This window comes from Paenibacillus sp. P4_E11 (genome assembly GCF_056401635.1).
In genome coordinates this window covers 1-25743 of record NZ_JBFUIX010000086.1, presented here as the reverse complement: position 1 = coordinate 25743, position 25743 = coordinate 1, and the positions used below count along the sequence as shown (strand labels likewise).

The window sequence follows — 25743 nt, the reverse complement described above, 5'->3', positions numbered from 1 at the left end:
TGGGACGTCATGCTGCTATCTGYGGTAATTGGAAGAGCTTATGGGGGAACAGCCTACGATATTGTCAAAGAGAATTTGTATGATCCGCTTGATATTACGAGCGGGGAATGGCCCCAAAGTCCATGTGGCTTTTCCTATAGTGTAATGAAGGGAGAAGAGGAATCTGATTTATCAGCAAGAGACCTCGCAAAAATAGGGTTACTATTCCTTGAGAATGGTTTCTATAATGGAGAACAGATTGTCTCTACCGATTATGTAAAGCAAGCTATTAGCCCTACTTATACAAATGCTTCTATAAGTTCTTCATCAAGTAAACATTCATACGGATTTCTCTGGTGGCTCTTCCCAGATGGATATGGGTGTCGAGGATTTGGAGGACAGGAGATAAATGTAATTTCAGACCGAAATTTTGTTTCAGTTATTCAAGCTACACCAACACCTTCGAGCAAAACCTATGGAGATATACACGAAAACATATTGAAAAAAGCTATAATATTGTAAAAAGCCCCGAATTCTCGGGGCTCTCTATAACATGCAATGAGGTTAAAGGACAAGACCTTTTTTGAGAATCACGTTCGCATACTGGGCCGTCTCGCCTGTTGCGACAATTGCATATGCCTTCTTGGCTCGCTCATAGAAAGCGAATCGTTCAACATACTCAATCTTATAGTTGGTACCCGAACCGTTCAATATTTGCACGTAAGTGTTCCATATGCTAGGCTCGACCGGATCACCCGGAACGACCTGCATGAGTGCGACTGGCGCTTCGACATAGGCGTCCAGCGGATATAGCTGCAAGATCGCTTCCAGAAGCTGCGGAATGGCGTGACCGTCACAACGAATGAGCCGCTGTGCATGGCTGGCAGCAGGAAAATGAGCGTCCGCTACTACGATTTCGTCGCCATGACCCATCTCCATCATTATTTTCACCAGCTCAGGTGATAGCATCTTCGGAATGTTATACAGCATAAATGTCGCATCTCCTATCGATCCAACTGATCGTCCGGCTGAGCGGCCTTAACCGTTAACCCACCATCCACCATAAGCAGATGTCCATTGATTTGCATCGCTTCCTCAGACGCTAGGAACACAACTGCATCGCCTATCTGTTTGGACGTGCCCAGACGTTTCATAGGGTTAGCTTGAACTTCCTTAACGCGAATCGTATCATCCTTCAGATAGTCCGTACACATATCGGTGTCGACTGTGCTAGGTCCGACCGCATTCACGTTCACATTGAACTTGCCAAGTTCGATCGCCATGCCCTTGGTTAACATATGAGCCGCTGCCTTCGAGGATTGATAGTGTGGAATAACCGGACTCGTTACGACCAGGCTGGCGGTTGAGAGAATGTTGATGATCTTGCCATACGCCCGTTGAATCATCCCTTCGGCTGCTCGCTGGGAGCACATGAAGATCGATTTCACATTCGTGTTGTACGTGCGGTCCCAAGTTTCCTCGGTCACTTTCAGGAACGATTCGAACGGAGCTACCCCAGCATTGTTAACAAGGATGTCCACCGGACCAAGCTCCTTCTCCACTTGCTCGAACATGCCGAGGACATCTCCCTTCTTGCCCACGTCAGCTTGAACGATGATCGCACGTTGACCTAAATGTTCCACCTGCGCCTTCACAGCTTCCGCCAGTACACGGGAACTAGTAGACGTATAATTAATCGCCACATCGGCGCCTTCCTCCGCGAGACGAAGCACGATCGCTTCTCCAATGCCGCGGCTCCCCCCCGTTACGAGCGCAATGCGGTTTTGCAGCCTTTTCATCTAGTAGCCCTCTTCTCTAAATATAGTTAGTACGGACGTTGCCCGATAACAACGAATTACAAGCTCGGACCGATCCGGTTGATGCTGAACTCGTTATGACCCAGCACTTCCGCCTTCGTCAGCTTCCCTTCGCTTACATCCTGAATTTCTTGCCAAATACGCTCACCGGCTGCTTCCATGCTAAGCGTCCCGTCCAACAGCTCGCTCACGTCAACGTCCATGTTGTCGGACATCCGCTCAAACATTATCTTGTTGCCTGTAATCTTAATTACCGGGACTACGGCTGATCCGGTTGGTGTCCCGCGTCCGGTCGTGAAGCAGACGATATGTGYGCCGCCAGCTGCCATACCAGACACGCATTCAATGTCGTTACCCGGCGAATCCATGAAATACAGTCCGCCCGCTGGAATTGCCTCTGCATATTCGACAATGCCTTCGATAGGTGCCGTTCCACACTTACTGATACAACCAAGCGACTTCTCTTCAATCGTCGTAAGTCCGCCTGCAATATTACCTGGGCTAGGGTTGCCGCCGCGCATATCCGCACCCATCCGTTCAACTTCCTTCTCGAATCGGTCGACGATGGAGTAAAGCCGATCGGATACTTCCGGTGTCCGGCATCGTTCAGCCAACACATGCTCGGCTCCGATAATCTCGGTCGTCTCACCGATGACGATCCCGCCGCCTACGCTGATCAACGAATCCGCTGCTGCACCGAGTGCAGGATTCGAAGCAAGACCGGAAGTCGCGTCCGATCCGCCGCACTTGACGCCCACCTTCAGCTCACTGAATGGAATCGCGGTCTTCTCTTGCAAGTCGAGCTCTGCTCGCATCTTCCGGGCAAGCTCAACACCGTGCTGGATCGCCTTGACAGAACCCCCGACGGATTGGATATCGAATACCTCAACAAACTTGCCGGTTACTCCGATCGCTTCACCTAATGCCACCGGATCGATAACTTCACAGCCAAGACTGACAATAATAACCCCGCCAACATTCGGATTCTTGCCTGTGCCAGCCAATACGTCGAACGTCCGCTCCTTGTCCGCCCCGATCTGGGAGCAGCCATGCTGATGCGGAATAGCCACGGTGTCCGGAACAAGCTGAGAAATGCGGTTGACCACCTGATTGGAACAAATAACGGTTGGAATGATCAGCAAATGATTACGGATTCCTACTTCGCCATTCGGCCTGCGATACCCCTGGAACGTTTTCATGCCGGATTCCCTCCCTTAGTCGTAACTGCTTTCTCCGCAGCCTTCTGATCTCCGCGTCCGCGGATGCCTTCGACATTGTGCACATGCACATGCGCTCCTTGCGGGATGTCTACGGTTGCTCGACCGATGACTTCTCCGTATTTACGCACGGAAGTTCCTTCTGCGATAAATTGTATCGCGATTTTATGACCGAAAGGGATTGGCTCCGTTACGAGCAGCTGGAGCAGCTCTCCCTGTTTCATAATCGATATGGTCGTGCCTTCTTTCAATTCCTGAATGGCTGTAGCGACGTGATCCTTGCCGTCCATGACAAGCGCCTCGGCACCTGTCTGAATATGCCCCGCCATAAACATTCCCCCACCCAACTATTATTTAATGTGTAAGTGTTACCGATAACATAAACATAAACCGCATTCGAGTTGCTGTCAATGCTTTTAAACAGTAAGATAAAGATTATATTCAGAAACGAAGGACGGTCCTATGGTCACTATTTATGATATAGCCAAGAAAGCCAATGTGTCGGCCATGACGGTGTCTCGTGTTATCAATAACTCGGGCCGGATCAGCGATAAGACGAGAGTCAAAGTGAAGAAAATCATGGAGGAATTGAACTACGTCCCCAACTCGACTGCCCGAAGTTTAGTGAAGCAGGAAACGAAGATGATATCCCTGCTCATTACCGACATCACCAACCCTTTCTATACGACACTAGCGCGAGGGGCCGAAGATGCCGCGATGCAGCTAGGATACAAGCTGTTATTCGGCAACAGCGACGAAAGCTTGCAGAAGGAGAAAGAGTATGTGGACATCATCTTGTCTACTCGGGTCGATGGAGTTCTCTTCGCACCGGCGGGTGATTGTTCGACCGAACACCTAATAGCGTTGAAGCGTCATTCTATTCCATTCGTATTGCTTGACCGAGAAGTGCCAGGCATCGAGTCAGACATGGTCGTGGGTGAGAGCAAGGAAGGCGCACGTCAGCTTGTGGAGCATTTGATCTCGCTCGGCCACCGGCGAATTGGGTTGGTGAACGGCTCGAGTACGATCTCTACCGCCAGGCAGCGTTACGCTGGTTATTGGGAAGCGCTGAAGCTGAACGATATTCCATTCGACGACCGACTCGTCATGGAACTTGGATACAAGCAATTGCAGGACACGAGCTTACTCGATCCACTGCTGAACTTGGACGATCCGCCGACCGCCATATTCGCCGCGAACAATTTCCTCGCTGCCGGAATTGTTGGTGCTCTCCGCAGCAGACACATCCGCGTGCCCGATGACATGTCGATCGCATGCTTCGACGACCTCGGAATCGCATCGCAGTTGAACCCGTTTCTTACAGTTGTGGCACAACCAGCCTACCAGTTCGGCTACCTCGGGATCCAATTGCTAGTCGAACGAATTCAGAACAAGAGTAGTGTGGACTGGAAAAAGATTATCCTACCGACCGAGTTAATATGCCGGGAATCTACGCGGGCTTTGCAGACCTAAAAATAACCCCACAAATTAACATGACCTGACGGTCACCAACGAGAAATGCATATATAAAAAAGCGCCCGAGCGACTTCTTAGTGAAGCTGCCCGGGCGTTTCTTATTAAGCGTTCTTACCGAATACAACGCCGCCGTCTATGTACAGCGGGGAACCCATCATGAATTTACTATCGTCTGACGCTAGGAACAGGGCAGCTTTCGCCACATCGTCAGGACGGCCCAGATCGCCGCTCAACTGACGTGACTTCAACGAGGCAATCGCCTGTTCCGGATCGTCGTAGGATGTTCTCAAGTAATTTTCCACGAACGGAGTCATAATCGTGCCCGGCAGCAGTGCATTGACACGAATGTTGTAGGAGGCATAATCGACTTGCATGGATTTGGTCAACGCAAGAACCGCTCCCTTCGTGGCGGCATACGAAGCCCGTCGTGCAAGCCCGATCTCGGCAATACATGAGGACATATTGATGATTGAGCCGAACTGTTGCTCCATCATGTGGGGCAGTACATATTTACTTGGCAAGTATACACCCTTAATGTTGATGCTCATAACTCGGTCCCATGCGTCCGGCTCTATCTCATGCAGAGCACCAACTCCGCTGATGCCAGCATTATTGAACAGTACATCGATGCGGCCATACTTCGTAATCACTTGCTTCACAAGCTCTTCCACTTCTGCCGGATTCGTAACATCGGCCCGTATGAAGTCAGCCTTCCCGCCTGTAGACCGGATATGCTCGACGGTTTCGTTACCCTTCTGGGAATCCAGGTCATTGACGATAACCGTTGCACCCTCTTGAGCGAATAAATAAGCTGAGCTTTGCCCGATCCCGGAGCCTGAACCTGTAATGATACAAATTTTGTCTGCTAATCTCATAACTGTACCTCGCTTTGAATGATTTGATGAATTCTATATAATTTCGTGATACCGATAACTTAACAACACCATTGGCAAAGTGTCAACATTCATTTTTGGGCTGAACCACGCCTGATGACAAGCAGAACGGCGCTATCCTCTGGAGGATTCGCCGTTCTGCTTGATTCAATCCCTTATCCCATTTGGCTTCGATGACTCGGATGCATTATAATAGGCGATGATAACTATACAATTCCTGAAAGGGTGCTGAACTTGGGTCTCGTAGACATCGGCGGCATTGAACCGAAATTTTTCATTACATCTGCTATTTTTATCTTGTTAATTCTTTCTTTGATCAGTATGGGGATTCTCCGGTCATTCCAGCAACGCACTCGGCCAGCCGTCACTTTCTTCGTGCTCAGTGCAGTTAGCATAGGATTGTTCATCTGGATTATGAACCAGTGGATCGTCTGATAGTGCCTAGTAAAGGAACTGGTGAGACAGCGACAGTAGCTTTACGGTAAGTTGCTGGCACCCATCAAGTAGCGGTCGCATTCCCGTGCGGCTTCGCGCCCCTCATGAATGGCCCAGACGACAAGACTTTGCCCTCGGCGCATATCGCCTGCTGTGAATACGCCATTGACATTCGTGGCGTATTTGCCATACTCCGCCTTTGCATTCGATCGCTCATCCAGCTCCACACCCAACTGCTCGAGCAGAGGCTTCTCTGGTCCCATGAACCCCATCGCCAATAACACAAGTTGAGCTGGATACACCTTCTCGCTGCCTGGCACTTCAACCGGAGCGAACCGCCCTTGCGCGTCCTTCTGCCATTCGATCCGCACCGTATGCAGTTCCTTCAGATTGCCATGCTCATCGCCTACGAAACGTTTCGTGGAGATCATATACTCCCTCGGGTCATCTCCGTACAAAACAGCCGCTTCCTCTTGCCCATAATCGAGCTTGTATACTTTGGGCCATTCCGGCCAAGGATTATTAGCCGCACGCTTCTCTGGAGGCCTCGCCATAATCTCGAACTGCGTCACGCTGTTACAGCCATGACGAATCGACGTGCCGACGCAGTCGGTGCCAGTATCGCCGCCGCCAATGACGATAACATCCTTGCCTGCTGCGGACACATAATCTCCGTCTTCGTGGTTGGAATCCAGCAAGCTCTTCGTATTGCGGCGAAGAAATTCCATCGCTGGATAAACACCTTGAAGCTCGCGGCCTTCGATTGGCAAATCCCGAGCATTCGTCGCCCCCCCGCATAAGACGACGGAATCGAACTCACTAATCAACTGCTGTGCTTCGAAGTTGCGACCCACCTCAATGCCGGTCCGGAAGGTGATGCCTTCCGCCGCCATCAGATCGACTCTACGCTGTACTACTGCCTTGTCCAGCTTCATGTTCGGAATGCCGTACATGAGCAGGCCGCCGATGCGGTCCGCCCGTTCGAATACGGTTACCGTATGCCCCGCTTTATTCAACTGCGCCGCACAAGCGAGCCCGGATGGTCCGGAGCCGATGACCGCTACCTTCTTACCGGTACGAATAGCTGGAGGCTGCGGCACGATCCAGCCTTCGTCGAAGCCTTTATCGACGATCGCCTTCTCGATGTTCTTAATTGTCACCGGGGACCCATTCAGACCGACCGTACATGAGCCTTCACATGGCGCTGGACAGACGCGACCCGTGAATTCCGGGAAATTGTTCGTCTTGTGCAGCCGATCCAGCGCTTCCCGCCACAGTCCGCGATACACGAGATCGTTCCATTCTGGAATCAGATTGTTGACAGGACAGCCCGAAGCCATTCCCGCTATAAGCTTGCCCGTGTGGCAGAACGGAATGCCGCAGTCCATACACCGTGAACCTTGGGTCTGCAAGTTCTCGACCGGAAGCTTGACCGTGAACTCCTTCCAGTCTTTCATCCGCTGGAGGGGCGGACGTTCCGCCGCCGTCTCCCGTTCATAATCGATAAATCCTGTCGGTTTTCCCATCGTTACCGTCCCCTCCTCTAATTGCCGCTCGCACGGGATAAGTCGTTGCGATTCTCCTCGAACGCCGCCATAATCGCTTCGTCGTTGCTCAAGCCATTAATCTTGCCCCGCTCGATGGACTCGAACATACGCTTATAATCCCGAGGGATCACCTTCACGATGCTCCAGATCAGCTCTTCCCAGTTGTTCAATACCCGATGTGCCACTTCGCTGTCGGTGAATTTGGCATGGTTGCGGATCATATGCAGCACTTCATTGATTTCAAATTGAGAGTCGAGCTGTTCGAACAGCACCATCTCTTTGTTGCATCGTTGCTTGAACGTCCCGTCTTCATCGAGAACATAGGCGATCCCCCCCGACATCCCAGCCGCAAAGTTGCGCCCTGTCGGACCCAGAACGACAACACGACCTCCGGTCATGTATTCACAGCCGTGATCGCCAACTCCCTCCACAACGGCGTGAACGCCGCTGTTCCTGACGCAGAACCGTTCCCCGGCGATTCCGCGGATGTAGGCTTCACCATCTGTCGCGCCATATAACGCAACATTACCAATGATGATGTTGTCCTGCGCGACAAACGAAGCTTGTTCTGGCGGGAATATGATGATTTTGCCGCCGGATAAGCCTTTGCCCACGTAGTCGTTGGCATCCCCCTCAAGCGAGAGCGTCATGCCGCTCGGCATGAAGGCACCGAAGCTCTGTCCGGCCGAGCCGTTGAAATGGAAGCGTATCGTATCGTGCGGCAGCCCCTCCGCTCCGTACCGGCGCGTCACTTCACTGCCCACAATCGTGCCGACGACACGATTCGTGTTGCGGATCGGCAGGATCGCGTGCACGTGCTCCTTGCGCTCGAGCGCAGGCTCGCTTAACGCGAGCAGCTGCTTCCTGTCGAGCGACTCGTCGAGCCGGTGATCCTGCGGCACGCTGCAGTAGCGGCCGATGTGATCCGGCACATCGGGGCGATGTAGCAGCGCGGACAGGTCGACGCGACGCGCCTTCCACTGCTCGCGCGACGCCGGGTCTTGCGCGGCGGCGCCCAGGAAAGCGGCCGGCTCAAGCACGTCGGTGCGGCCGATCATTTCATTCACGGAGCGGAAACCAAGCTCCGCCATAATCTCGCGCATATCCTGCGCGAGGAAGCGCATGAAGTTGGCGACATGTTCCGGGTCGCCAGCGAACTTGCGGCGCAGCTCCGGATTCTGCGTGGCGACTCCCACTGGACATGTGTCCAGGTGGCACACCCGCATCATGACGCAGCCGACCACGACGAGTGGAGCGGTCGAGAAGCCGTACTCCTCGGCGCCGAGCAGGGCAGCGATGACGACGTCGCGGCCTGTCATCAGCTTGCCGTCCGTCTCCACGACGATCCGGTCACGCAGTCCATTGAGCAGCAACGTCTGGTGCGTCTCGGCCAAGCCGAGCTCCCACGGCAGTCCCGCATGCTTGATGCTCGTTCGAGGAGAAGCTCCAGTTCCCCCGTCGTAACCGCTGATTAACACCACGTCAGCGCGTCCCTTGGCGACACCGGCAGCAATCGTGCCGACGCCAACTTCGGAGACGAGCTTCACGTTAATACGAGCCCACGGGTTTGCGTTCTTGAGATCGTGGATCAATTCAGCCAAATCCTCGATCGAATATATATCATGGTGCGGTGGCGGTGAGATGAGACCTACACCCGGTGTAGAGCCGCGCACTTCAGCGATCCATGGATACACCTTCTTGCCGGGCAGTTGACCGCCTTCTCCCGGCTTAGCCCCTTGTGCCATCTTGATCTGAATCTCATCGGCATTAACCAGGTAGTGGCTGCTGACGCCGAAGCGGCCCGAAGCGACTTGCTTGATCGCACTGCGCCGAAGATCGCCGTTCGCATCCGGCGTGAACCGCTTAGGATGCTCCCCACCCTCGCCGGTATTGCTCTTGCCGCCGATGCGATTCATGGCGATGGCGAGTGTCTCGTGCGCTTCCGAGCTGATCGAGCCGTATGACATCGCTCCGGTCTTGAATCGGCGACAGATCGCCTCGACCGATTCCACTTCGTCGATCGGAACAGGGGTGCGCCCCGACTCTGTTGTATCCTTGAACTGCAATAATCCGCGCAGCGTAGCCGTCTGGCGGGAATGATCGTTCACCATGGCCGCATACTGGCGGTATAGGCCGAAGTTATTCGTCCGCGCGGCATTCTGCAACGCGTGTATCGTCTCCGGGCGATACAAATGCAGGTCGCCTTCCCGACGGTATTGGTATTCGCCGCCAGCATCGAGTGTCATATCACGTCCTTCCAGCGAAGAGAATGCCCGGCGATGGCGGGATAACGTCTCCTCGGCGATAATGTCCAACCCAATCCCCTCGATTCGCGTAGGCGTCCAGGTGAAATATTGCTCGACCAAAGCCGGCTCCAAACCGATTGCCTCGAATATTTGGGCGCCTCTGTAGCTCTGCACGGTAGAGATGCCCATCTTGGACAGAACCTTGACTACGCCTTTCGTGACAGCCTTAATGTAGCGATACACGGCCTCAGTATACGTCACACCGGTTAATATGTTCTGTCCGATCATCCCGTCGAGCGATTCGATCGCCAAGTACGGATTAATCGCACTCGCTCCATATCCGAGCAGCAGCGCATAATGATGGACTTCGCGCGGCTCGCCGGACTCTACAATCAGACTGACCTTCATACGTGTTCCTTCACGTATGAGATGGTGATGCAGTCCTGATACGGCCAGCAATGTAGGGATGGCTGCCTTCGTTTCATTCACTCCGCGGTCAGACAAGATGAGCAGACCAGCCCCTTGGCGAATCGCCTCGTCGGCAGCTGCGAATAAGCTCTTCAGCCCTAGTTCCAGCGCAGCCGCGCCTCCCGCTGCATCGAACAAGGTCGGCAGCGTATGAGGCTGGAAGCCTTCACGCTCGTTGTATTTGAGCTTGGCTAACTCCTCGATGCTCAAGATCGGCGTCTTCAACCGGATATGACGACAACTCTCCGGCTCTGGGCAAATCAAGCTGCGTTCCGGTCCGATCGTCGTGCCGATCGCCGTAATAAGCTCCTCGCGAATCGCATCAATCGGCGGATTCGTCACTTGGGCGAACAACTGCTTGAAATAGTTGTACAGCAGCTGCGGCCGATTCGACAGAACTGCAAGCGGCGTGTCGATGCCCATCGATCCGATTGCTTCCACACCGGAACTGGCCATCGGTTCCAACACCTTCGTCAGCTCTTCGAACGTGTAGCCGAATGCTTGCTGACGCTGAGTGAGCGTATGCCGATCTGGATCGGGCACAGTAGGCGCTTCCGGTAGCTGCTCGAGATTGATCATATGCTGGTCGACCCAGTCCTTGTATGGATGCTCGGCAACGATCGACTGCTTCAACTCTTCATCGGAGACGATGCATCCCTTCTCGGTATCGACAAGCAGCATTCTGCCCGGACGAAGTCTCTCCTTCGCCACGATGCGATCCGCTGGAATGTCCAGTACCCCCACCTCGGAGGAAAGCACGATTAGATCATCCGTCGTCACGTAGTAGCGGGCTGGTCTCAAGCCATTACGGTCGAGCACAGCGCCAATCACCGCACCGTCCGTGAAGCAGATAGCAGCAGGACCGTCCCACGGCTCCATCAGGCAGCTGTGGTATTCATAAAACGCTTTCATTTCGGCATTCATGCTTTCATGATTCGACCATGGTTCAGGAATCATCATCATGGCAGCATGTGGGAGTGAGCGTCCAGACAGCATTAAGTACTCCAGGCAGTTATCGAACATTTGCGAATCACTGCCCTCTGCATCAATGATAGGCAGCAGGCTTTTGAAATCATCGCCGAATAAATCTGTCTCATCCATCGCTTGCCGGGCACGCATCCAATTGACATTGCCGCGCAGCGTATTAATCTCTCCGTTGTGAATCAAATACCGATAAGGGTGAGCCCTTTCCCAGCTCGGAAACGTATTCGTACTAAAGCGGGAGTGAACTAACGCGAGCGCTGTTTCAAATGCAGGATTGAGTAAATCCGAATAGTAGGCGCTAACTTGCTCGGGTGTCAGCATGCCTTTAAACACAATCGTTCTGCTGGACAAGCTGGGCAAGTACGCATCTGTCACGCCTGCCGCACGAAACGCGTGCTCCGATCGCTTCCGGACCACATATAATTTTCTTTCGAACGCTAGTTGGTCTGTACCATCCTCCGCCCGACCGATGAACAACTGCTTGACGTACGGCTCCACCGATCTTGCCGAATCACCCAATGTCGAGTTATCCGTCGGCACATCTCGCCAACCCAATACCGTCAACCCAGTATCCCGTACGAAAGCTTCCATTGTATGCTCACAGATCTGCCTCGCGCTCTCATCTCTAGGTAAGAACACCATGCCGACACCATACTTCCCTTCCTCGGGAAGCCGGATCTGCATCTCCGCACTCACTAGCCGGAAGAACGAATGAGGAATCTGCATCAATATACCGGCACCATCGCCTGTATTCGTCTCGCAGCCTTGTCCGCCACGATGGTCCAGATTGCAAAGCACTTGCATAGCCTGACGAACAATGCTGTGCGAGCGGCGACCGCGAATATCGGCGACAAACCCGATTCCGCAGGCATCGTGCTCATAACGAGGGTCGTACAATCCTTGTTTGCTTGGATAACCTGTTCCTGTTGTCCGCATACGTCGCACCTTTCCGAATGAAAATTTTGTCTTTTTTATGTCTTGAAATATGTTCCTTAAAACGTAGCATATTTTGGAATTGATTTGTATATGAGTATTTATTATCTTTTCTTATCGATTATCGCAATCCCCCTTATAAAATATCGAATCCTTGGTGGTAGAGTTCAGTTGTGTGCGCGGGGAGGGCATGGCAGGAGATTTCGGCCCCCCTACCACGCCCACTTAAGTTCTGCTTTCCATCAGGGAGTTACGTCTTCTGTACGCTCTGCGCTCGGTTGCGGATCGTACATCCTCCATAATGACTGACTTCGAATTGAGTCTGAGTCAAATCAATCAAGAGGGAACGTCATTCCGCTATCCTCCCGATTTCATTCGATTTCAACTCCAAGAGTGAACGAGATTCCGCTATGAGCTTCGTTTCCAATCGAAATACGGGTGGTAAGCCGAAATAGCGGATTGTCGTTCTCTTCCGTCCCTCTTTTCGCACAAATTAGCACATATAGCGGACTCTCGTTCACCTAAGCCAAGTCAAACTAACCGATTCCCAAAAGATCAGTTCACAAAAAAACCTGACCGAACATTCGTCGGTCAGGCCAGGTGACTTGTACATAGTAGGCGAATCACGAGCTCATTACCTCAACAACGATTCAGCTCCGTCGATGAATATCTCGGTCCCCGTAATGTGACTGGACTCCGCGGAAGCTAAGAACAGTACCAAATCGGCCACCTGCTCCGGTTCCCCTGGCCGATGCTCCAGGGGCTGGCTGCCATCGGGAAACTTCACTTCAATGGTTATTTCCTTGAGCTCGGGTGTTGGGTGCGTGTTCTCTCCGATATTCGTCTTGATCGAACCTGGGCAAATCGCATTCACGCGAATTTTGTAGCGCGCCAGTTCTAAAGCAGCCATCTTGGTAAACGCAGTCTGACCTGCCTTCGACGTCGCATAAGCGGACATGCCGATTCCCGAGAATGTGCGATTGCCGTTGATCGAGCTTGTAATAATGACGCTGCCACCTTGGGCTTTCAGATAAGGAACTGCATATTTCACAGTAAGGAATGTGCCTTTCAAGTTCGTATTCAGCGTTTCATCCCAATCGTCAGGCTTCATATCCTCGATTGGTGCTAACACCCCGTTGATACCAGCATTGGCGAATACGATATCCAATCGCCCCCAACGTTTGACAGCCTGCATGACTGCAGCGCTTACCCGTTCTGGATCCGATACATTCGTATCCGCAACAATTGCCTCTCCTCCGGCTTTCTCGATCTCAGCCCGCACGCCTTCCGTACGTTCGTCCTTCAGGTCCACCAGACACACCTTCGCGCCTTCACCTGCCAACCGCAATGCCGCTGCCCGCCCGATTCCCGAGCCGGCTCCGGTCACAAGCGCCACTTTCCCTTGTACACGTTTAGCCGTCGTTTTATTAGTCGCTTCACTCATTGTTGATATTCCCTCCATCTCTTTTATCCAGCATCTAACAATCAGCATATAGTGTGCCGCAGTTTGCTGGAATGTATGACTAAGCAGGGAATCCCTCACTCACGACAATTTTTTAGTCAATCCCCCTTGATTTGATGATGTCATGTTATCTGACATAAGATTACTTTTTTTCTTGATCTTTTTGGTTTTTTTTGCTATTTTCAAGAAAGAACTGACATCAGCAGGAGGGCCTATGTCCAATGTGCAGCAAGACGAGAACCGAGCGATTGTCCCGAATGATTCAGGTCGTTCGATTCCTGAACAGGAACTCGTACCGTACTTCCAACCCATTGTTTCCTTGCAAACGTTACATGTTTACGGATATGAAGCTCTAGGACGCAGGGTTCAAGGCAACCGACTCCGAAGTCTGGGGCCTTTCTTCGAGGATGGAGCCGTCAGTCTGGAAGACCATCTAAGAATCGACCGTATACTGCGCGAGAAAGCGATCCGGACGTTCGCCGGTTCAGACCAGTCCGCCTCCCTCTTCATCAACATTAAGCCTTCATGGATATATAGCCAGTACAACGACAAAGGTTCCTTATACACACTTGACCTGCTTAAGACATACAATCTCCCGCCCGAGCGGCTTGTTATCGAGATTACCGAAGAAGAATTCTCGGGTGATCTCGAGCGACTCGCCAATATTGTAAGGCTGTACCGGGATGCAGGCTGCACGATCGCCGTTGACGATGTGGGCAGCGGCTTCAGCAACTTGGACCGCATCGCCCTTATTCAACCTAAGATCATGAAGATCGATCTCAATATGTTGAAGAAAGCTTCGATTCATGAAGGCTACAAATCCTTGCTTCGCTCGTTCTCCACCATTTCCTCACAATTTGGCGCCTCGTTGCTTGTCGAAGGGATCGAGACGAAAGGCGACTTGCAGCATGCTCTGGAAATCGGAGCACGCTATGGCCAAGGTTACTTATTCAGCAAAGCCGAAGCCGCTCTTCAACCGGCCAATCGATACGTAGAGTTGTTGTTCCAAGAAATACGACTATACCACGATAAGAGCTATGAGAAATTCGAACGACTGACATACGAGGAACAGCTTTGGAACACCCGGATGGAGACCATGATGTCGTCGCCTACATACTGGAATGATCCTGATGAACGAATCGTCCAACTGCAGCCGCTGCTGCCCATGCCAAGCTGCATCCGAATATACGCCTGCTGGGATGACGGCTTCCAGGTGTCCTCGAATCATTTCCTGAATGACGACAACAAATGGAGTAAAGATTCCAGCTTTCGGGGCACGAACTGGAGTTGGCGACCTTACTTTATTCCGAACATCCTGAATATGAAGATGTATAAGCGGGGCACGATGTCAACTGGCTATGTAGATTTGGACAGCAACCGCACAATTCATACGTTCTCTTACCCTGCCACTGATGGCATGTATATATTTCTGGATTTGCTGCTGGAATGAGATCAGGCAGGCCGCTTCGATGAGCGATCTGCCTGTTAATTGATATTACATGAAGTCACTACTCAACCTGCCGCCCAAGCTTCAGACGACTCTTGCTTCGTCTTACCGGTCTGAACAGCGCCTGTTTGCGCAAGATCCAGGTCAATCCCGACAACCCCGATTACTTCACGCTGCACATTGTAGATGGCTCTGGACAACGTCACGCACGATTCTTCGTAATCGCCGATATGTAGACGGACGAAACGAACGTCTCCCCCTGTATCGCGCGCTTCCACCATTCACGGCCTCTCGCATTGAGCAAGCCTGCTTCGGGCTTGGAGAACACGAACGATCCGTCACTGCGGTTCGACCATACCGCTTCTATGACGCTGCTCTCCCCGAATTGCCAGGTTCATCAGAAAAATCTCACATCAATAGTTCGACTTATACATTTGCTCGATTGTATGCAGTTGCTGCTAGAATGGCCGCCCCTATCGGTAGACATGCCTCATTGATATACAATTTGGGATGATGCAAGCCATATGCGAGTTCCGCATCATGTTCCGGGCCGGAACCAAGCCAGAAGAATGCACCTGGAACTAGCTCCAGGTAGCGCGCAAAGTCTTCTCCGATGAGGGTCGTCTCACCGACCACTTCATTGCACATCCCCGTCAGATCCTCCACTACCTGACTCAGCACAGCCGTGCATGTCGGATCGTTGATCAGCACTGGCGTACGCTCCATGTACTGCAGCGTCCCTACACAGCGATGAGCTCGCGCGATGTCGGATACGAGCCGCTGCAGTTGCTCCGGCAACCGTTCGCGCACAGCCGGCGAGAACGCTCGTACCGTGCCCTTCAATTCCGCGCGACCCGGAATGATATTGCCGACATTGCCGGCGATGAAGCTGCCAATCGTCACAACCGCCGGGTCGAACGGAGAGATCTCCCGGCTGACGATTGTCTGAAGTGCGCTCACGATCGCTGTTCCTACTACGATCGGGTCGACACATTGATCAGGTACGGCTCCATGACCTCCCTTGCCCTCGATCTCGATGACGATCAGATCAGAGGAACCCATCATCGGCCCCGACCGGATCCCAGCATACCCAGCTGCCAACGTGGGCAGATTGTGCAAGCCATATATCTCATCGACACCGTCCAACGCCCCGTGGTCGATTAACACTTGCGCGCCAAGCCCTACCTCCTCGGCACACTGGAACAGCAGCCGGACAGAACCGGCCAAGCTGCTCCTGGCTTCTGCGAGCAGTTTGGCCGCACCTAGCAGGATTGCGGTATGTGCATCATGACCGCATGCATGCATGACACCCTCACGGGTAGAAGCGAACGGCAGTCCGGTCTCCTCCGTGATCGGAAGTGCATCCATATCAGCACGCAATGCAATCGTTCGTCCTGGCAGTGCTCCCTTCAAGTCGGCGATGATGCCATGACCGCCTCCAACTTCAGTACGAACGTTATAGCCAAGCCGCTTGAGCAGCTCTGCCACTTTAGTTGCTGTCTCCGCCTCTTGAAAGCTAAGCTCTGGGTTGGCGTGCAGCTCCCTACGGAAAGCAACCATCTCGTCGGCTAGAAGCTCTGCTCTACTGCGAAAATCATTAGTTGTCAACGCCATCTCCATCTCTCCTATGCCTCTTGTACACCTATGCTTCTTTCACGCCTATACTCTACCTCGAATCAAATCCACTGCCGTCTCACGAATAAGCGGTTCGATGGATTCGCTGAACGGGCTTGGCATACCGAAGAACTTGGTCGCCTCCCATGCTTCATTCCCGCCTTCTCTGAGCTGAGCCGCAGTAGGAATATAAGCAATCAGTCCGTTGCTGTAGCCCATCGGCAACACTGCATCCGGGAATTGTTGTTTTAAATACAGGCCGTATTGAACAACTACCTCCCCATTCATCGACAGTAAACTGAGGCCCGTTGCGAGCTTCATATAAGCGATCCGCATCGGCATATAGCCTTGTTCTTCCGGAGACTGCTTCAGCCACTTCCGGTTCAATTCCCCGTCGAAGCCCTGCTCCTCCGCCCCTGCACGAAGCTTCGCCTCATCCGGTACACTTTGGAATGGCAACCTTATTGTAGTATGTCTCGTTTCCACAACACACAGGGACAATGACTTCATTTTCTCATCAAGTACCGCCAAGACCGAATCGGCAAGCGCTAATCCATATTCGCGCACTTCAGTGTCGTCTCTCCGGAAAAACTCCCCATCCTTCGTCAGATTCGGGCGAATGTCTCCTCAGCAGCCTTGCAAAAACATAGCGATCGCCCCGCCTCCCAAGTGCTCCTCGACTTTCTCCATGGCAACTCCAGGATACTCCGAATTAATGAGATTGTCAGCCGTTGTCGTCGGGTGACAGGTGAAATGCACGAACAAGCTCTTAACCGTTCCGTCATTTATCCGATTGAACTTAATGACCGTAACCTCCTGATCGTTAGGTCCATCCGGGTTGGGCGCCATCACATAGCTCCCGTCCACTTCCTTCCGACGATGGATCCCGATCGTACAACTCCCATAGCCCTTCTGACTGACACCGGCTCCAGACCAGCGAACGCCTCGGCGACAGCTTCAAGAAGTCGCGCTTCTACTAACTGTACATATCCAGCATCAACCCGATTCGCTACTGCTCCGATACGCATAATAGGCCCGCTATGTGTATGTGTCCCACTATATAACACGTCTGCACCCGCCAGACCGTAACGGCGCTCCAGCTCATTCGCGAAGTTAGGGAGTACATCATCCGATAAGGCAATCAGATCGGCTTGAACAACCAGCGTTCTTCGCATGACTCCTCCTCCAAGGCAAGGCTGTTGGAACAAAGAGACCTTGGCTTTCAGCGGCCTTGTAACCCCATCAAAGGGGCCACTGCGAAATGCGAACCCAGCTAACGGAATCGGATATTCCGGTGTAATGTCGACCTTTCCTGTACCTAACCATAGCTCCAATGCCATATGAATCCGCTCCTCGAAAATATTAGCTTCAGATCAGTTACTCGTCGATGTCACTCCTATATCGGTAACTTATCATTTATCAATAACAGCTGGAAGGCGCATTCAAAAATCGCTTATCGATCAATAATTGGATGGGAGGGTAAACACTTTATTCCTTGAAAGAAAAAGGAAAACATGACACACAAAGTCCAGCTTGGTGCGTGGGGAGGAAGTAGGCAGGAGATTCCGACCGCTGCTAAATCTATTCCTTGGGATGGAATGGAGTTCGACAAAAAAACTATAGGGCGAAATAAGAGGTTGTCTATTCATTGTGGACAAGAGGAGTGGAAAGTGAAGAAGAGGACCCCAGCGAGTTTTGGCTTGAACCTCCATACCGCGAAATTCCTTATACAATCAAAGGAGGTTCAAACAAGATGTTTGAGCTTAAGGGGTCCTTTTTCACTTGGAACGGCCGTCTTAGCTTCTATCAACAATGAATCGACAGCCTCAAAAATCGCCTTACAGCTTACAACTCCATTCACACGTGTTACTTCCGAACCTGCGGCACATCGAGCCAGATGCTTCCTTGCTCTACGGATTGTTGAGCGATCAAGCCTGGCAGTGTATATTCCATGGCGCGGTATACATCAATGGCCGGCGGTTTCCGACCGTCTAGCGCGTCGATGAAATCTTTTAACAAGTAATACTCTGTCGTCCCATGACCGCCCCGAGTCGCTTCTTCCGGAGCGGATGTATCACTGATCGGACATTCAATGGGCTGAGCGCCATGCTCATAACCAGGCTCATCTTCCAAGTAAAGGAATCCATGCTGGCCTTGATCCGAACCACGCCCATTCTCAATATGCCCTTTCGAGCCGAAGACGGAGTAGAAGTGCTGGCCGGGCTCCTTCGCCGCCACTGAGCTGCGGAGCAGCTTGATCGTCGCCCCCTTGGCCGTTTGCAGCAAAGCGACCTGTATGTCTATACTGCCGACTCCGCCTTGTGGGACGATCGTCTTCGACTGCCCAACGCCCATTGCTCGCACGACGCGGTCATCGAGCATATTGAGTATCGGGCCGAGCGAATGGGAGCAGTAATGCAGCGGCGCCCGCTCATTCCGCCAAAAGGCCTGACCTGTGATTGGATCGAAGATCCGCCCACGAATGGCATGTACATATTCACATTCGGCGTAGAACAACGTCCCCAACTGACCGCTATGCGCGAGGCGATTCCATTCCTGGAAGAAATGAAAATAGACGGTATTCTCGGCCATCATATAGATCCGTCCTGTACGTTCGACAGCGTCAATGATCCTCATGCAATCTTCTACCGTATTCGCAGCAGTTACTTCGCACAACACGTGCTTGCCTGCTTCCAGCGCACGAATCGTATGTTCGGCGTGAGCCGGTACTGGGGAGCCGATCATGACGAAATCAATATCGGCGTCCAGGAACGCCTCATAATCGGTATACTTGGCATGATCCGGGATGCCTAATTCGTCGCCGCCTATTCGCAGCATCTCAGGGTCTGAATCACATACGGCATTTACGACAACTTGCGGGTGATGCATGTAAGCGGCTGAGCGTCTAGACCCGCCCAATCCGACCAATCCCATTTTCCACATTGGAGCCACCATCCTTATCTCCATCGCCCTACTGGCTATACTCTAGAAGGTATGCTGCTTGATGCTTATTTTCTGCTGCAAGCTCTGAATAGCTTTATGAATGCTGCCAATTAACTCCGAATCATCCTGGTAGTACGCAGTCTGAATAGTCGGTGAGCGCCCGGTAATCTCTGCTACAAGCGTCCTTATCCGCGGGAGGAACATATCCTGGTAGTGTAAAATGGTCCCCCCCACGATCAATTGCTCCGGATCGAACATGCAAATAATGTTAGCCAAGCAGACGGCAATCTTAAGCTGATCTTCCTCAACAAGCAGCTTAGCAGCATCGCTTCCATTCCTTGCTGCGAGCAGCGTTTCATCATTGCCAAGCGCACTCAGCCATCTTTCCAAATACCCTCCGCCCGGTTGAAAGCCACCTGCCAGCTGTTTCGATGAATCGATCAGCATATCTCCGATCTCACTTGCTGCATAATGACTCCCACGATACGCTTGCCCTTCGATCATAAACCCCATCCCAATCATCGCGCCTAACGTGACGAAGGCAATACTATGCGGCTGCTTCTCCAACACGCCTGATTCGCCCAATACACCCATGTACACATCGTTGTCAATGAATATCGGGGCGCTTAGCCGCTTTTCCAGCTCTTCCTTGAATGCCGTTCCCTTCACGAAAGGGAAGAAACGGGAATATACAATCTCGCCTAGAAGTGGGTTCACAATACCAGTGAAAGCAACACCGACAGCCGATAAATCACCCTTCTGGAGTCCCGCCTCCTTCAATAAGGTACCGGAGCAATCCGTAACCGCGGTTAATAACTCTTCCATCGAGTCTGGAGCCTGGAACGAAAGCCGTTGGAGCACTTCCCCCGCATTGTTAGCCAACGCGATCTTGATCGTCGGATACGCTACGTGGACCCCGATTACATAAGCCCCTCTTGAATTGATTTGCAAGTAAATCGGCTTCTTCCCACCACTCGATGGTCCAACTCCGACCTCAAGCAGAACTTGTTCCCCCAACAATTCGGATACTAGCTTGGAAACAGTCGGACGACTCATATTCAATCGTTTGGCTAGCTCAGCTCGGGATAGAGGGCCTTCACGCCGAACCATGTCCACAATAATGCCCGTGTTAATTTTTTTCAAAAGCTCGGGTTTACCGGATATCAATCCGCCCCCTCCCTTCCACACCTCTTAATTTTCTTGCTCCCCACACCAATGTATAATGGCCAAAATATACGCTCTAGTAAGTTGGAGAAGGCTGTTTATATCTACAAATTCATCGGAAGCATGTGCATTCTCGCCAATAGGACCATAGATGATGGCTGGTGTTGACGAATAGGCATTGAATATGAAGGCATCGCAGGCAAAAGGAGACATCTCCAATTGCACAGAAGGCTGACCATGCTCGGGAATATGTTGTGCCAACAGAGGTGCAAGCTCCGTGTCGGCTACCGTTCCCGGTATAAATCGAGTGATCTGCTCCCACTCCACCTGGTATTGTTGCATGGATGGCTGCGTGCATAAGGTGCGAATCCGCTCAGCGAACGTCCGCTCCAGATCATCCAGCGATTGCCCCGGGTAACATTCCACCCACAATTCTAGCAGACAGCTCTCGGGAATTCCATCGGCTGCACCTGGCTCATAGTGCCCTGCACGGACTAACGATAGTACAACGTTCGGCTTCGTTCCCGGCGTAGGACCTGGAGTTCCGTCAGGCGCTTCCCCCATCTCGGCATGATAATGCTCGATCTCATTAATGATGCGAGCCAGACCATAAACCGGATTGCAAAGCTGCTCCCCACCGAATCCCATGCCGCCTCGTCCGTGTACGGTAATACGCCAGGTTACGCCACCCAGATGAGAGGTGCACAGCTTGAGATTGGTCGGTTCAGGAATAATCGCTGCATCCGCATGCAGTCCTCGAAGCCTTCCTGCAAGCGTCCCGTTGGCTCCGCCCATCTCTTCATCAACCACGCTCTCGAAGAAAAGGTCACCCTTCAGCTTCACGTTGTGGCTCTTCAAATAATGAAAGGCGAACAAAGCGGCTGCCATACCGCCTTTCATATCGTTCGATCCTCTACCATAGATGCGATCGTTCGTTACATGGGGAATGAACGGTTCGAATTGCCCGCTGGTTGAACCAATGACGACATCGGCATGTCCGGAGAACAGCAGTGACTTACCGCCGCCGCTGCCCGTCTTGACTGCCCATAAGTTTGGTCGATCTTGGTAATCGCGACCAGGCCAGTAAGCAGGATGCTCCGTCAGTCCTTCCACACTTGTCAACTCGTACAATTCACCTAGGAAATCCAGATCTTCTACTTCCTTCAAAAATAACTGCTGCACTTGCTTCTCAAGACCGTGGGGCGGTCGATTCTCACTTGGTAATTCGATCAGTCTACTTGTCAAGTCAACTAACCATCCCCGATTCTGCGAAAGCCAGTCGCCGATAACATCGCCCGTACTCAATCCATCCACTCCAATAAAAGAATAGGTTAAATAACTATGACCGAAAATCATTATATTATTTGTAAACTTTACTACCTAAGTAAAATGTACACTTCCCCGCCTGATTCGTMAATCCCTGTTATCCTGCTACGCAACCCGTTAACACGGCACCTCAGCTTGCTACAATGCTAGCTGTCCACCATCAACTACGATCGACTCTCCTGTAATGAACGAAGCGTCATCAGACGCGAGGAAAGCGAACACACCGGCAATATCGGTAACTTTCCCTCGACGGTTCAATGGTATTTTATCCTTAATGTACGCCATTACCTTTTCTTCATCATCAATCGCTTCCGACATCGGTGTCTGAATATAGCCTGGACATACAGCATTGACTCGAATGTTGCTGCTCCCTAGCTCAATCGCCATCGTCTTCGTCAGCAGCACAACACCGCCCTTCGAAGCATTGTAATGTGCATAGTTCGCTTCACCCACCAGGCCGTTCGTTGAAGCCATGTTCAGAATGACGCCGCCATTGTTCTGGGCGATCATCTGACGTGCAGTTTTCTGCGCTACAAAAAACATACCATTCAAGTTCACATCCAGAATCTTTCGCCAGTTGGCCTCCTTGATATCCAGAAAAGGCTCTTCCCACGCGATGCCCGCGTTGTTCACCACGATGTCGATCCGACCGAATGCCGCTACCGTTCGATCCACAGCTTGCTGTACTTGCTCCGAATCAGACACATCCGTCTGAATAGCGATCACTTGACAGCCTTGGCTAAGCAAGTGTGCTTCTAGCTCCTTCAAATCATTCTCATCGTTAGAAACGAGCGCTACTGCTGCCCCTTCCGCTGCGAACCGCTCTGCTGTAGCTCTTCCGATGCCACGTCCGGCTCCTGTAATGAGCGCCACCTGACCTACAAACCGCTGCATATTACTTGCTCCCTTCTCGATCTGGATTGCTGAGACTTGCGATCGCATCAATCTCCACAAGGATGTTGTCCAGCCCTGCTTCTACACACGTTCTTGCTGGCATCGGTGCGGTAAAATAACGTTTGTACACCTCATTAAACCGACTGAAATGCCCCATATCCGCTAGGAAAACGCTTACCTGAACGACATCATCCATGGTTGAACCCGCCGCTTCGAGGATAAGTTGGATATTCCGTAGCGTGAGATCAGCCTGTTCCTCAATCGTCTCCCCGATTATGTTGCCGGTTCCCGCTTCAATCGGCCCTTGACCGGATACGAATACGAATCCATTAGACACAATGGCTTGGGAATAAGGGCCGTCCCCAGCAGAGGCGAGTGGTGCGAATACACTTGTTCTTGCCATAYGATCACCTCCTATTCCATGTACGAGATCACTATACCATCCCCCTTAATTGAGCGTCAATGCCGGATAAAGGGTAGGCCTTCTGCTATGTGCACAATGGCATTGATTATAGCTTCATGTCATTTTATAATAAATATGACACTATAATAGTCTTATGAAAGAGGTAATATATGAAGCGCTCTCTCGTCAAAATTGGCGAAGGCGGACGTATTGTCATTCCAGCGGAATTCCGCAAAGAGCTGGGCCTCGATATCGGCGATGAGTTGATTCTCCATTTGGAAAACGGTAAAATGCTGCTGTTTACTCGTCTGCAGGCTATTCAATATGTGCAAGAGCAAATGAGCAAATATGAGTTGAATGGAAGACAATTATCCGAGGAGATTATTGAAGAGCGAAGATTGGAGTCCAATAATGAGTAGGGGCAGTGTCGTTCTAGATACCTCAGCCCTGCTGGCTCTAATGTATAAGGAATCCGGTTCAGACCAAGTGCTGGAACGAATTGTAGCAAATGGTGGACAAATGTCCAGTGTTAACTTGGCTGAGCTCGTCTCGAAACAAGCCGGGTATAACCTCCCAAGATACATTGACTTATGTTCAACTTACAGACACTAATATTCATATCTTCGATACAGAGTCCGCTGCCCTGGTCGGCACGCTGCGAACTGCGACCAAGTTATTCGGACTCTCGTTAGGCGACCGCGCCTGTCTCGCACTTGGCATTCAACTGAAACTTCCGGTATTAACCGCAGACAAATTATGGAGTCTATTTCAATTCGATGGTCTGGATATTATCCAAATTCGATAGCGACTGTCTTTCATGTAAGCACAAAGAACCCTGCCGCAACTTACCGGTCAGGGTTCTCTTGTAACCTTGCACTAACGCGCCATCCATCCGCCATCCACGCACAGAACGTGTCCACTCATGTAATCTGCTGCGGAGGAAGCGAGGAACACGACAGGACCTTGCAGATCTTCGATCGTGCCCCAACGTCCGGCAGGAATGCGAGCTAGAATTTGCGTGCTGCGGTCTTCATCCGCGCGTATGGCGGCCGTGTTGTCAGTCGCCATATAGCCCGGGGCAATAGCGTTGACACAGATGCCCTTGCCGGCCCACTCGTTGGCTAGTGCCTTCGTAATGCCCGCCACACCATGCTTAGCCGCTGTATAACCTGGGACGTTGATCCCACCCTGGAACGATAGCATGGAAGCGATGTTAATAATCTTCCCCGATCCTTGCTTGATCATTTCTTTGCCTACGAGCTGGCATAAGAAGAATACACTGTTCAAATTCAGATTCAGCACATCGTGCCAGTCCTGCCAAGCATGCTCAGCCGCTGGCTTCCTGCGGATAATTCCTGAATTGTTGACCAGAATATCGATTCGGCCCATGACCTCAATCGCTTCTTCCACAACACCCGGTAGGTTCGACTCCTCCCCCAGATCGGCCGTAATCGTATGCACGCGTCGGCCAAGTACACGAATGCTCTCCTCCACTTCAGCACTATTCCCGCTGCTCGTGACCAGAACCACGTCTGCACCCGCTTTGGCTAACCCGATTGCCATGCCGGCTCCTAATCCGCGCCCTCCCCCAGTAACTAGGGCGACCTTACCACTCAAATCGAATAACTCCATCCATGGTCATCCTCTCTATTCGCGCAATTCCATCGCAAGCTTCACACCGCAACCCTTATATCGCGAAGCGACCTCATCTGACAAGCCGCTATCCGTAATGATGGTGTGAACTTCGGTAAGCTTGGCGAAAGTCAGTAGCGCGCATTTATCAAACTTCGTGTGGTCGACAACACAGTACGACTTCTCGGCCGTCTCCAGCAAGGCCCGTTTCTGCTCGAGCAGTTCTCCCGTATAGATCGTTAATCCATATTCCTGATGGACGGCTGTGGCCGATAGAAACGCCTTGCGAATATTCAACCCGCTCATGAAGGCTACCGCCTCCGGACTGACAAGCATGTTCCGGTTCCGGTGTCCACCTGGTACGATCAAGCGGATCCGATCCTTCCGAGCCAACTCCGCGATGATGAACAGATCGTTCGTCAGCACGGTCAGAGGAGCATTGTCCAATAGCTTGGCCATCTCCAGAGTCGTACTCCCGCCATCCAGTGCTATAATATCGTTCGGCTCAATGTATTGAACAGCGATCCTCGCTGCTTCGGCTTTCTCCGTCAAATGTCTGGTGTTAGGCGCCTGCATGGGCAGCAGGCCAACGTCGCTACGGTTCCGTAGCACAGCACCACCGTGTACGCGGGTCAACAATCCCTGCACCTCAAGCTTCTCCAGATCTTCCCGAATCGTCTTCCCTGTCACTTCGAGCAGACTGCTTAGTTCGTTCACCTTCACTTCGCCGCTGCCCAGCAGCAGTTCCATAATTTTCTCATACCGCTTCAAGGAAGGTAGCGACATCTTAGCGCAGGTCCTTCATGGCAACAGCGTCCATATCCGCGAACTCCTGATTCTCGCCTGCCATTCCCCATATAAAC

The 25743-nt window shown here is 52.0% G+C and carries 26 protein-coding genes; 6 read left to right on the top strand and 20 right to left on the bottom strand.

Annotated features, from left to right (window positions below; translation table 11 throughout):
- On the top strand, window positions 1–501 hold a 501-nt coding region (locus AC1DWB_RS25155), incomplete at its 5' end, for a serine hydrolase domain-containing protein (protein ID WP_477543843.1).
- Between the two features lie 42 nt (window positions 502–543).
- On the opposite strand, the gene fucU is transcribed toward AC1DWB_RS25155, so the two are convergent.
- Genes fucU through AC1DWB_RS25135 form a run of 4 tightly spaced genes read right to left on the bottom strand, consistent with a single transcriptional unit; the run spans window position 544 to window position 3342 of the window.
- Window positions 544–969, bottom strand: a complete 426-nt coding sequence (gene fucU, locus AC1DWB_RS25150) for an L-fucose mutarotase (RefSeq protein WP_477543842.1) — start codon at window positions 967–969, stop codon at window positions 544–546.
- 14 nt (window positions 970–983) lie between these two features.
- Entirely contained in the window at window positions 984–1778 is a 795-nt protein-coding gene (locus tag AC1DWB_RS25145; protein ID WP_477543841.1) for an SDR family NAD(P)-dependent oxidoreductase, read from the bottom strand.
- Window positions 1779–1834: 56 nt separating this feature from the next.
- On the bottom strand, window positions 1835–2995 hold the full coding sequence (locus AC1DWB_RS25140) for a UxaA family hydrolase (RefSeq protein ID WP_477543840.1): 1161 nt from the start codon (window positions 2993–2995) through the stop codon (window positions 1835–1837).
- Window positions 2992–3342: a UxaA family hydrolase gene (locus tag AC1DWB_RS25135; protein WP_477543839.1), complete on the bottom strand. Its 351-nt coding sequence runs from the start codon at window positions 3340–3342 to the stop codon at window positions 2992–2994. Before AC1DWB_RS25135 ends, AC1DWB_RS25140 begins: the two co-directional genes overlap by 4 nt.
- A 133-nt stretch (window positions 3343–3475) precedes the next feature.
- Here AC1DWB_RS25135 and AC1DWB_RS25130 point away from each other — a divergent pair, with 133 nt between their 5' ends.
- Window positions 3476–4486 carry a LacI family DNA-binding transcriptional regulator gene (locus tag AC1DWB_RS25130; RefSeq protein ID WP_477543838.1) on the top strand — a complete coding sequence of 337 codons (1011 nt, stop codon included), beginning with the start codon at window positions 3476–3478 and terminating at the stop codon, window positions 4484–4486.
- 104 nt (window positions 4487–4590) lie between these two features.
- Here AC1DWB_RS25130 and AC1DWB_RS25125 read toward each other — a convergent pair whose 3' ends face one another.
- Window positions 4591–5364, bottom strand: a complete 774-nt coding sequence (locus tag AC1DWB_RS25125) for an SDR family NAD(P)-dependent oxidoreductase (protein WP_477543837.1) — start codon at window positions 5362–5364, stop codon at window positions 4591–4593.
- 252 nt (window positions 5365–5616) lie between these two features.
- Between AC1DWB_RS25125 and AC1DWB_RS25120 the strand changes: the two genes are divergently transcribed.
- Window positions 5617–5817 carry a hypothetical protein gene (locus AC1DWB_RS25120; protein WP_477543836.1) on the top strand — a complete coding sequence of 67 codons (201 nt, stop codon included), beginning with the start codon at window positions 5617–5619 and terminating at the stop codon, window positions 5815–5817.
- A gap of 41 nt (window positions 5818–5858) precedes the next feature.
- Here the strand turns inward: AC1DWB_RS25120 and AC1DWB_RS25115 are convergent, their stop codons facing one another.
- The 3 genes from AC1DWB_RS25115 to AC1DWB_RS25105 form a co-directional block, all read right to left on the bottom strand.
- The gene (locus AC1DWB_RS25115) at window positions 5859–7343 is read right to left on the bottom strand and encodes a glutamate synthase subunit beta (RefSeq protein WP_477543835.1); all 1485 of its coding nucleotides are present in this window, start codon (window positions 7341–7343) and stop codon (window positions 5859–5861) included.
- Between the two features lie 17 nt (window positions 7344–7360).
- A complete protein-coding gene (gltB, locus tag AC1DWB_RS25110; protein ID WP_477543834.1) occupies window positions 7361–11998 on the bottom strand; it encodes a glutamate synthase large subunit in 4638 nt (1545 codons plus the stop codon).
- A 631-nt stretch (window positions 11999–12629) separates the two neighbouring features.
- Window positions 12630–13439 carry an SDR family oxidoreductase gene (locus tag AC1DWB_RS25105; RefSeq protein WP_477543833.1) on the bottom strand — a complete coding sequence of 270 codons (810 nt, stop codon included), beginning with the start codon at window positions 13437–13439 and terminating at the stop codon, window positions 12630–12632.
- A 232-nt stretch (window positions 13440–13671) separates the two neighbouring features.
- Here AC1DWB_RS25105 and AC1DWB_RS25100 point away from each other — a divergent pair, with 232 nt between their 5' ends.
- Window positions 13672–14907, top strand: a complete 1236-nt coding sequence (locus tag AC1DWB_RS25100) for an EAL domain-containing protein (protein ID WP_477543832.1) — start codon at window positions 13672–13674, stop codon at window positions 14905–14907.
- 62 nt (window positions 14908–14969) lie between these two features.
- Here the strand turns inward: AC1DWB_RS25100 and AC1DWB_RS25095 are convergent, their stop codons facing one another.
- The 10 genes from AC1DWB_RS25095 to AC1DWB_RS25050 form a co-directional block, all read right to left on the bottom strand.
- Window positions 14970–15185 carry a PDC sensor domain-containing protein gene (locus AC1DWB_RS25095; RefSeq protein ID WP_477543831.1) on the bottom strand — a complete coding sequence of 72 codons (216 nt, stop codon included), beginning with the start codon at window positions 15183–15185 and terminating at the stop codon, window positions 14970–14972.
- Window positions 15186–15330: 145 nt separating this feature from the next.
- Window positions 15331–16518, bottom strand: a complete 1188-nt coding sequence (locus AC1DWB_RS25090) for a M20 metallopeptidase family protein (protein WP_477543830.1) — start codon at window positions 16516–16518, stop codon at window positions 15331–15333.
- Window positions 16519–16563: 45 nt separating this feature from the next.
- Window positions 16564–17085, bottom strand: a complete 522-nt coding sequence (locus AC1DWB_RS25085) for a hypothetical protein (RefSeq protein WP_477543829.1) — start codon at window positions 17083–17085, stop codon at window positions 16564–16566.
- 60 nt (window positions 17086–17145) lie between these two features.
- Window positions 17146–17367: a hypothetical protein gene (locus AC1DWB_RS25080; protein ID WP_477543828.1), complete on the bottom strand. Its 222-nt coding sequence runs from the start codon at window positions 17365–17367 to the stop codon at window positions 17146–17148.
- Window positions 17367–17858, bottom strand: a complete 492-nt coding sequence (locus AC1DWB_RS25075) for a hypothetical protein (RefSeq protein ID WP_477543827.1) — start codon at window positions 17856–17858, stop codon at window positions 17367–17369. Before AC1DWB_RS25075 ends, AC1DWB_RS25080 begins: the two co-directional genes overlap by 1 nt.
- Window positions 17859–18384: 526 nt before the next feature.
- Window positions 18385–19461 carry a Gfo/Idh/MocA family protein gene (locus tag AC1DWB_RS25070; protein WP_477543826.1) on the bottom strand — a complete coding sequence of 359 codons (1077 nt, stop codon included), beginning with the start codon at window positions 19459–19461 and terminating at the stop codon, window positions 18385–18387.
- Window positions 19462–19503: 42 nt separating this feature from the next.
- Window positions 19504–20628: an ROK family protein gene (locus tag AC1DWB_RS25065; RefSeq protein ID WP_477543825.1), complete on the bottom strand. Its 1125-nt coding sequence runs from the start codon at window positions 20626–20628 to the stop codon at window positions 19504–19506.
- Between the two features lie 24 nt (window positions 20629–20652).
- Window positions 20653–21930 carry a M20 family metallopeptidase gene (locus AC1DWB_RS25060; protein WP_477543824.1) on the bottom strand — a complete coding sequence of 426 codons (1278 nt, stop codon included), beginning with the start codon at window positions 21928–21930 and terminating at the stop codon, window positions 20653–20655.
- Window positions 21931–22089: 159 nt separating this feature from the next.
- Window positions 22090–22845: an SDR family NAD(P)-dependent oxidoreductase gene (locus AC1DWB_RS25055; protein WP_477543823.1), complete on the bottom strand. Its 756-nt coding sequence runs from the start codon at window positions 22843–22845 to the stop codon at window positions 22090–22092.
- A gap of 1 nt (window position 22846) precedes the next feature.
- The gene (locus tag AC1DWB_RS25050) at window positions 22847–23248 is read right to left on the bottom strand and encodes a RidA family protein (protein ID WP_477543822.1); all 402 of its coding nucleotides are present in this window, start codon (window positions 23246–23248) and stop codon (window positions 22847–22849) included.
- Window positions 23249–23418: 170 nt separating this feature from the next.
- Here AC1DWB_RS25050 and AC1DWB_RS25045 point away from each other — a divergent pair, with 170 nt between their 5' ends.
- Entirely contained in the window at window positions 23419–23667 is a 249-nt protein-coding gene (locus AC1DWB_RS25045; RefSeq protein ID WP_477543821.1) for an AbrB/MazE/SpoVT family DNA-binding domain-containing protein, read from the top strand.
- A gap of 107 nt (window positions 23668–23774) precedes the next feature.
- Window positions 23775–24053 carry a PIN domain-containing protein gene (locus AC1DWB_RS25040; protein ID WP_477543820.1) on the top strand — a complete coding sequence of 93 codons (279 nt, stop codon included), beginning with the start codon at window positions 23775–23777 and terminating at the stop codon, window positions 24051–24053.
- 71 nt (window positions 24054–24124) lie between these two features.
- Here the strand turns inward: AC1DWB_RS25040 and kduD are convergent, their stop codons facing one another.
- A complete protein-coding gene (gene kduD, locus AC1DWB_RS25035; protein ID WP_477543819.1) occupies window positions 24125–24880 on the bottom strand; it encodes a 2-dehydro-3-deoxy-D-gluconate 5-dehydrogenase KduD in 756 nt (251 codons plus the stop codon).
- Between the two features lie 15 nt (window positions 24881–24895).
- Window positions 24896–25666, bottom strand: a complete 771-nt coding sequence (locus AC1DWB_RS25030) for a DeoR/GlpR family DNA-binding transcription regulator (protein ID WP_477543818.1) — start codon at window positions 25664–25666, stop codon at window positions 24896–24898.
- Window positions 25667–25743 lie beyond the last annotated feature (77 nt).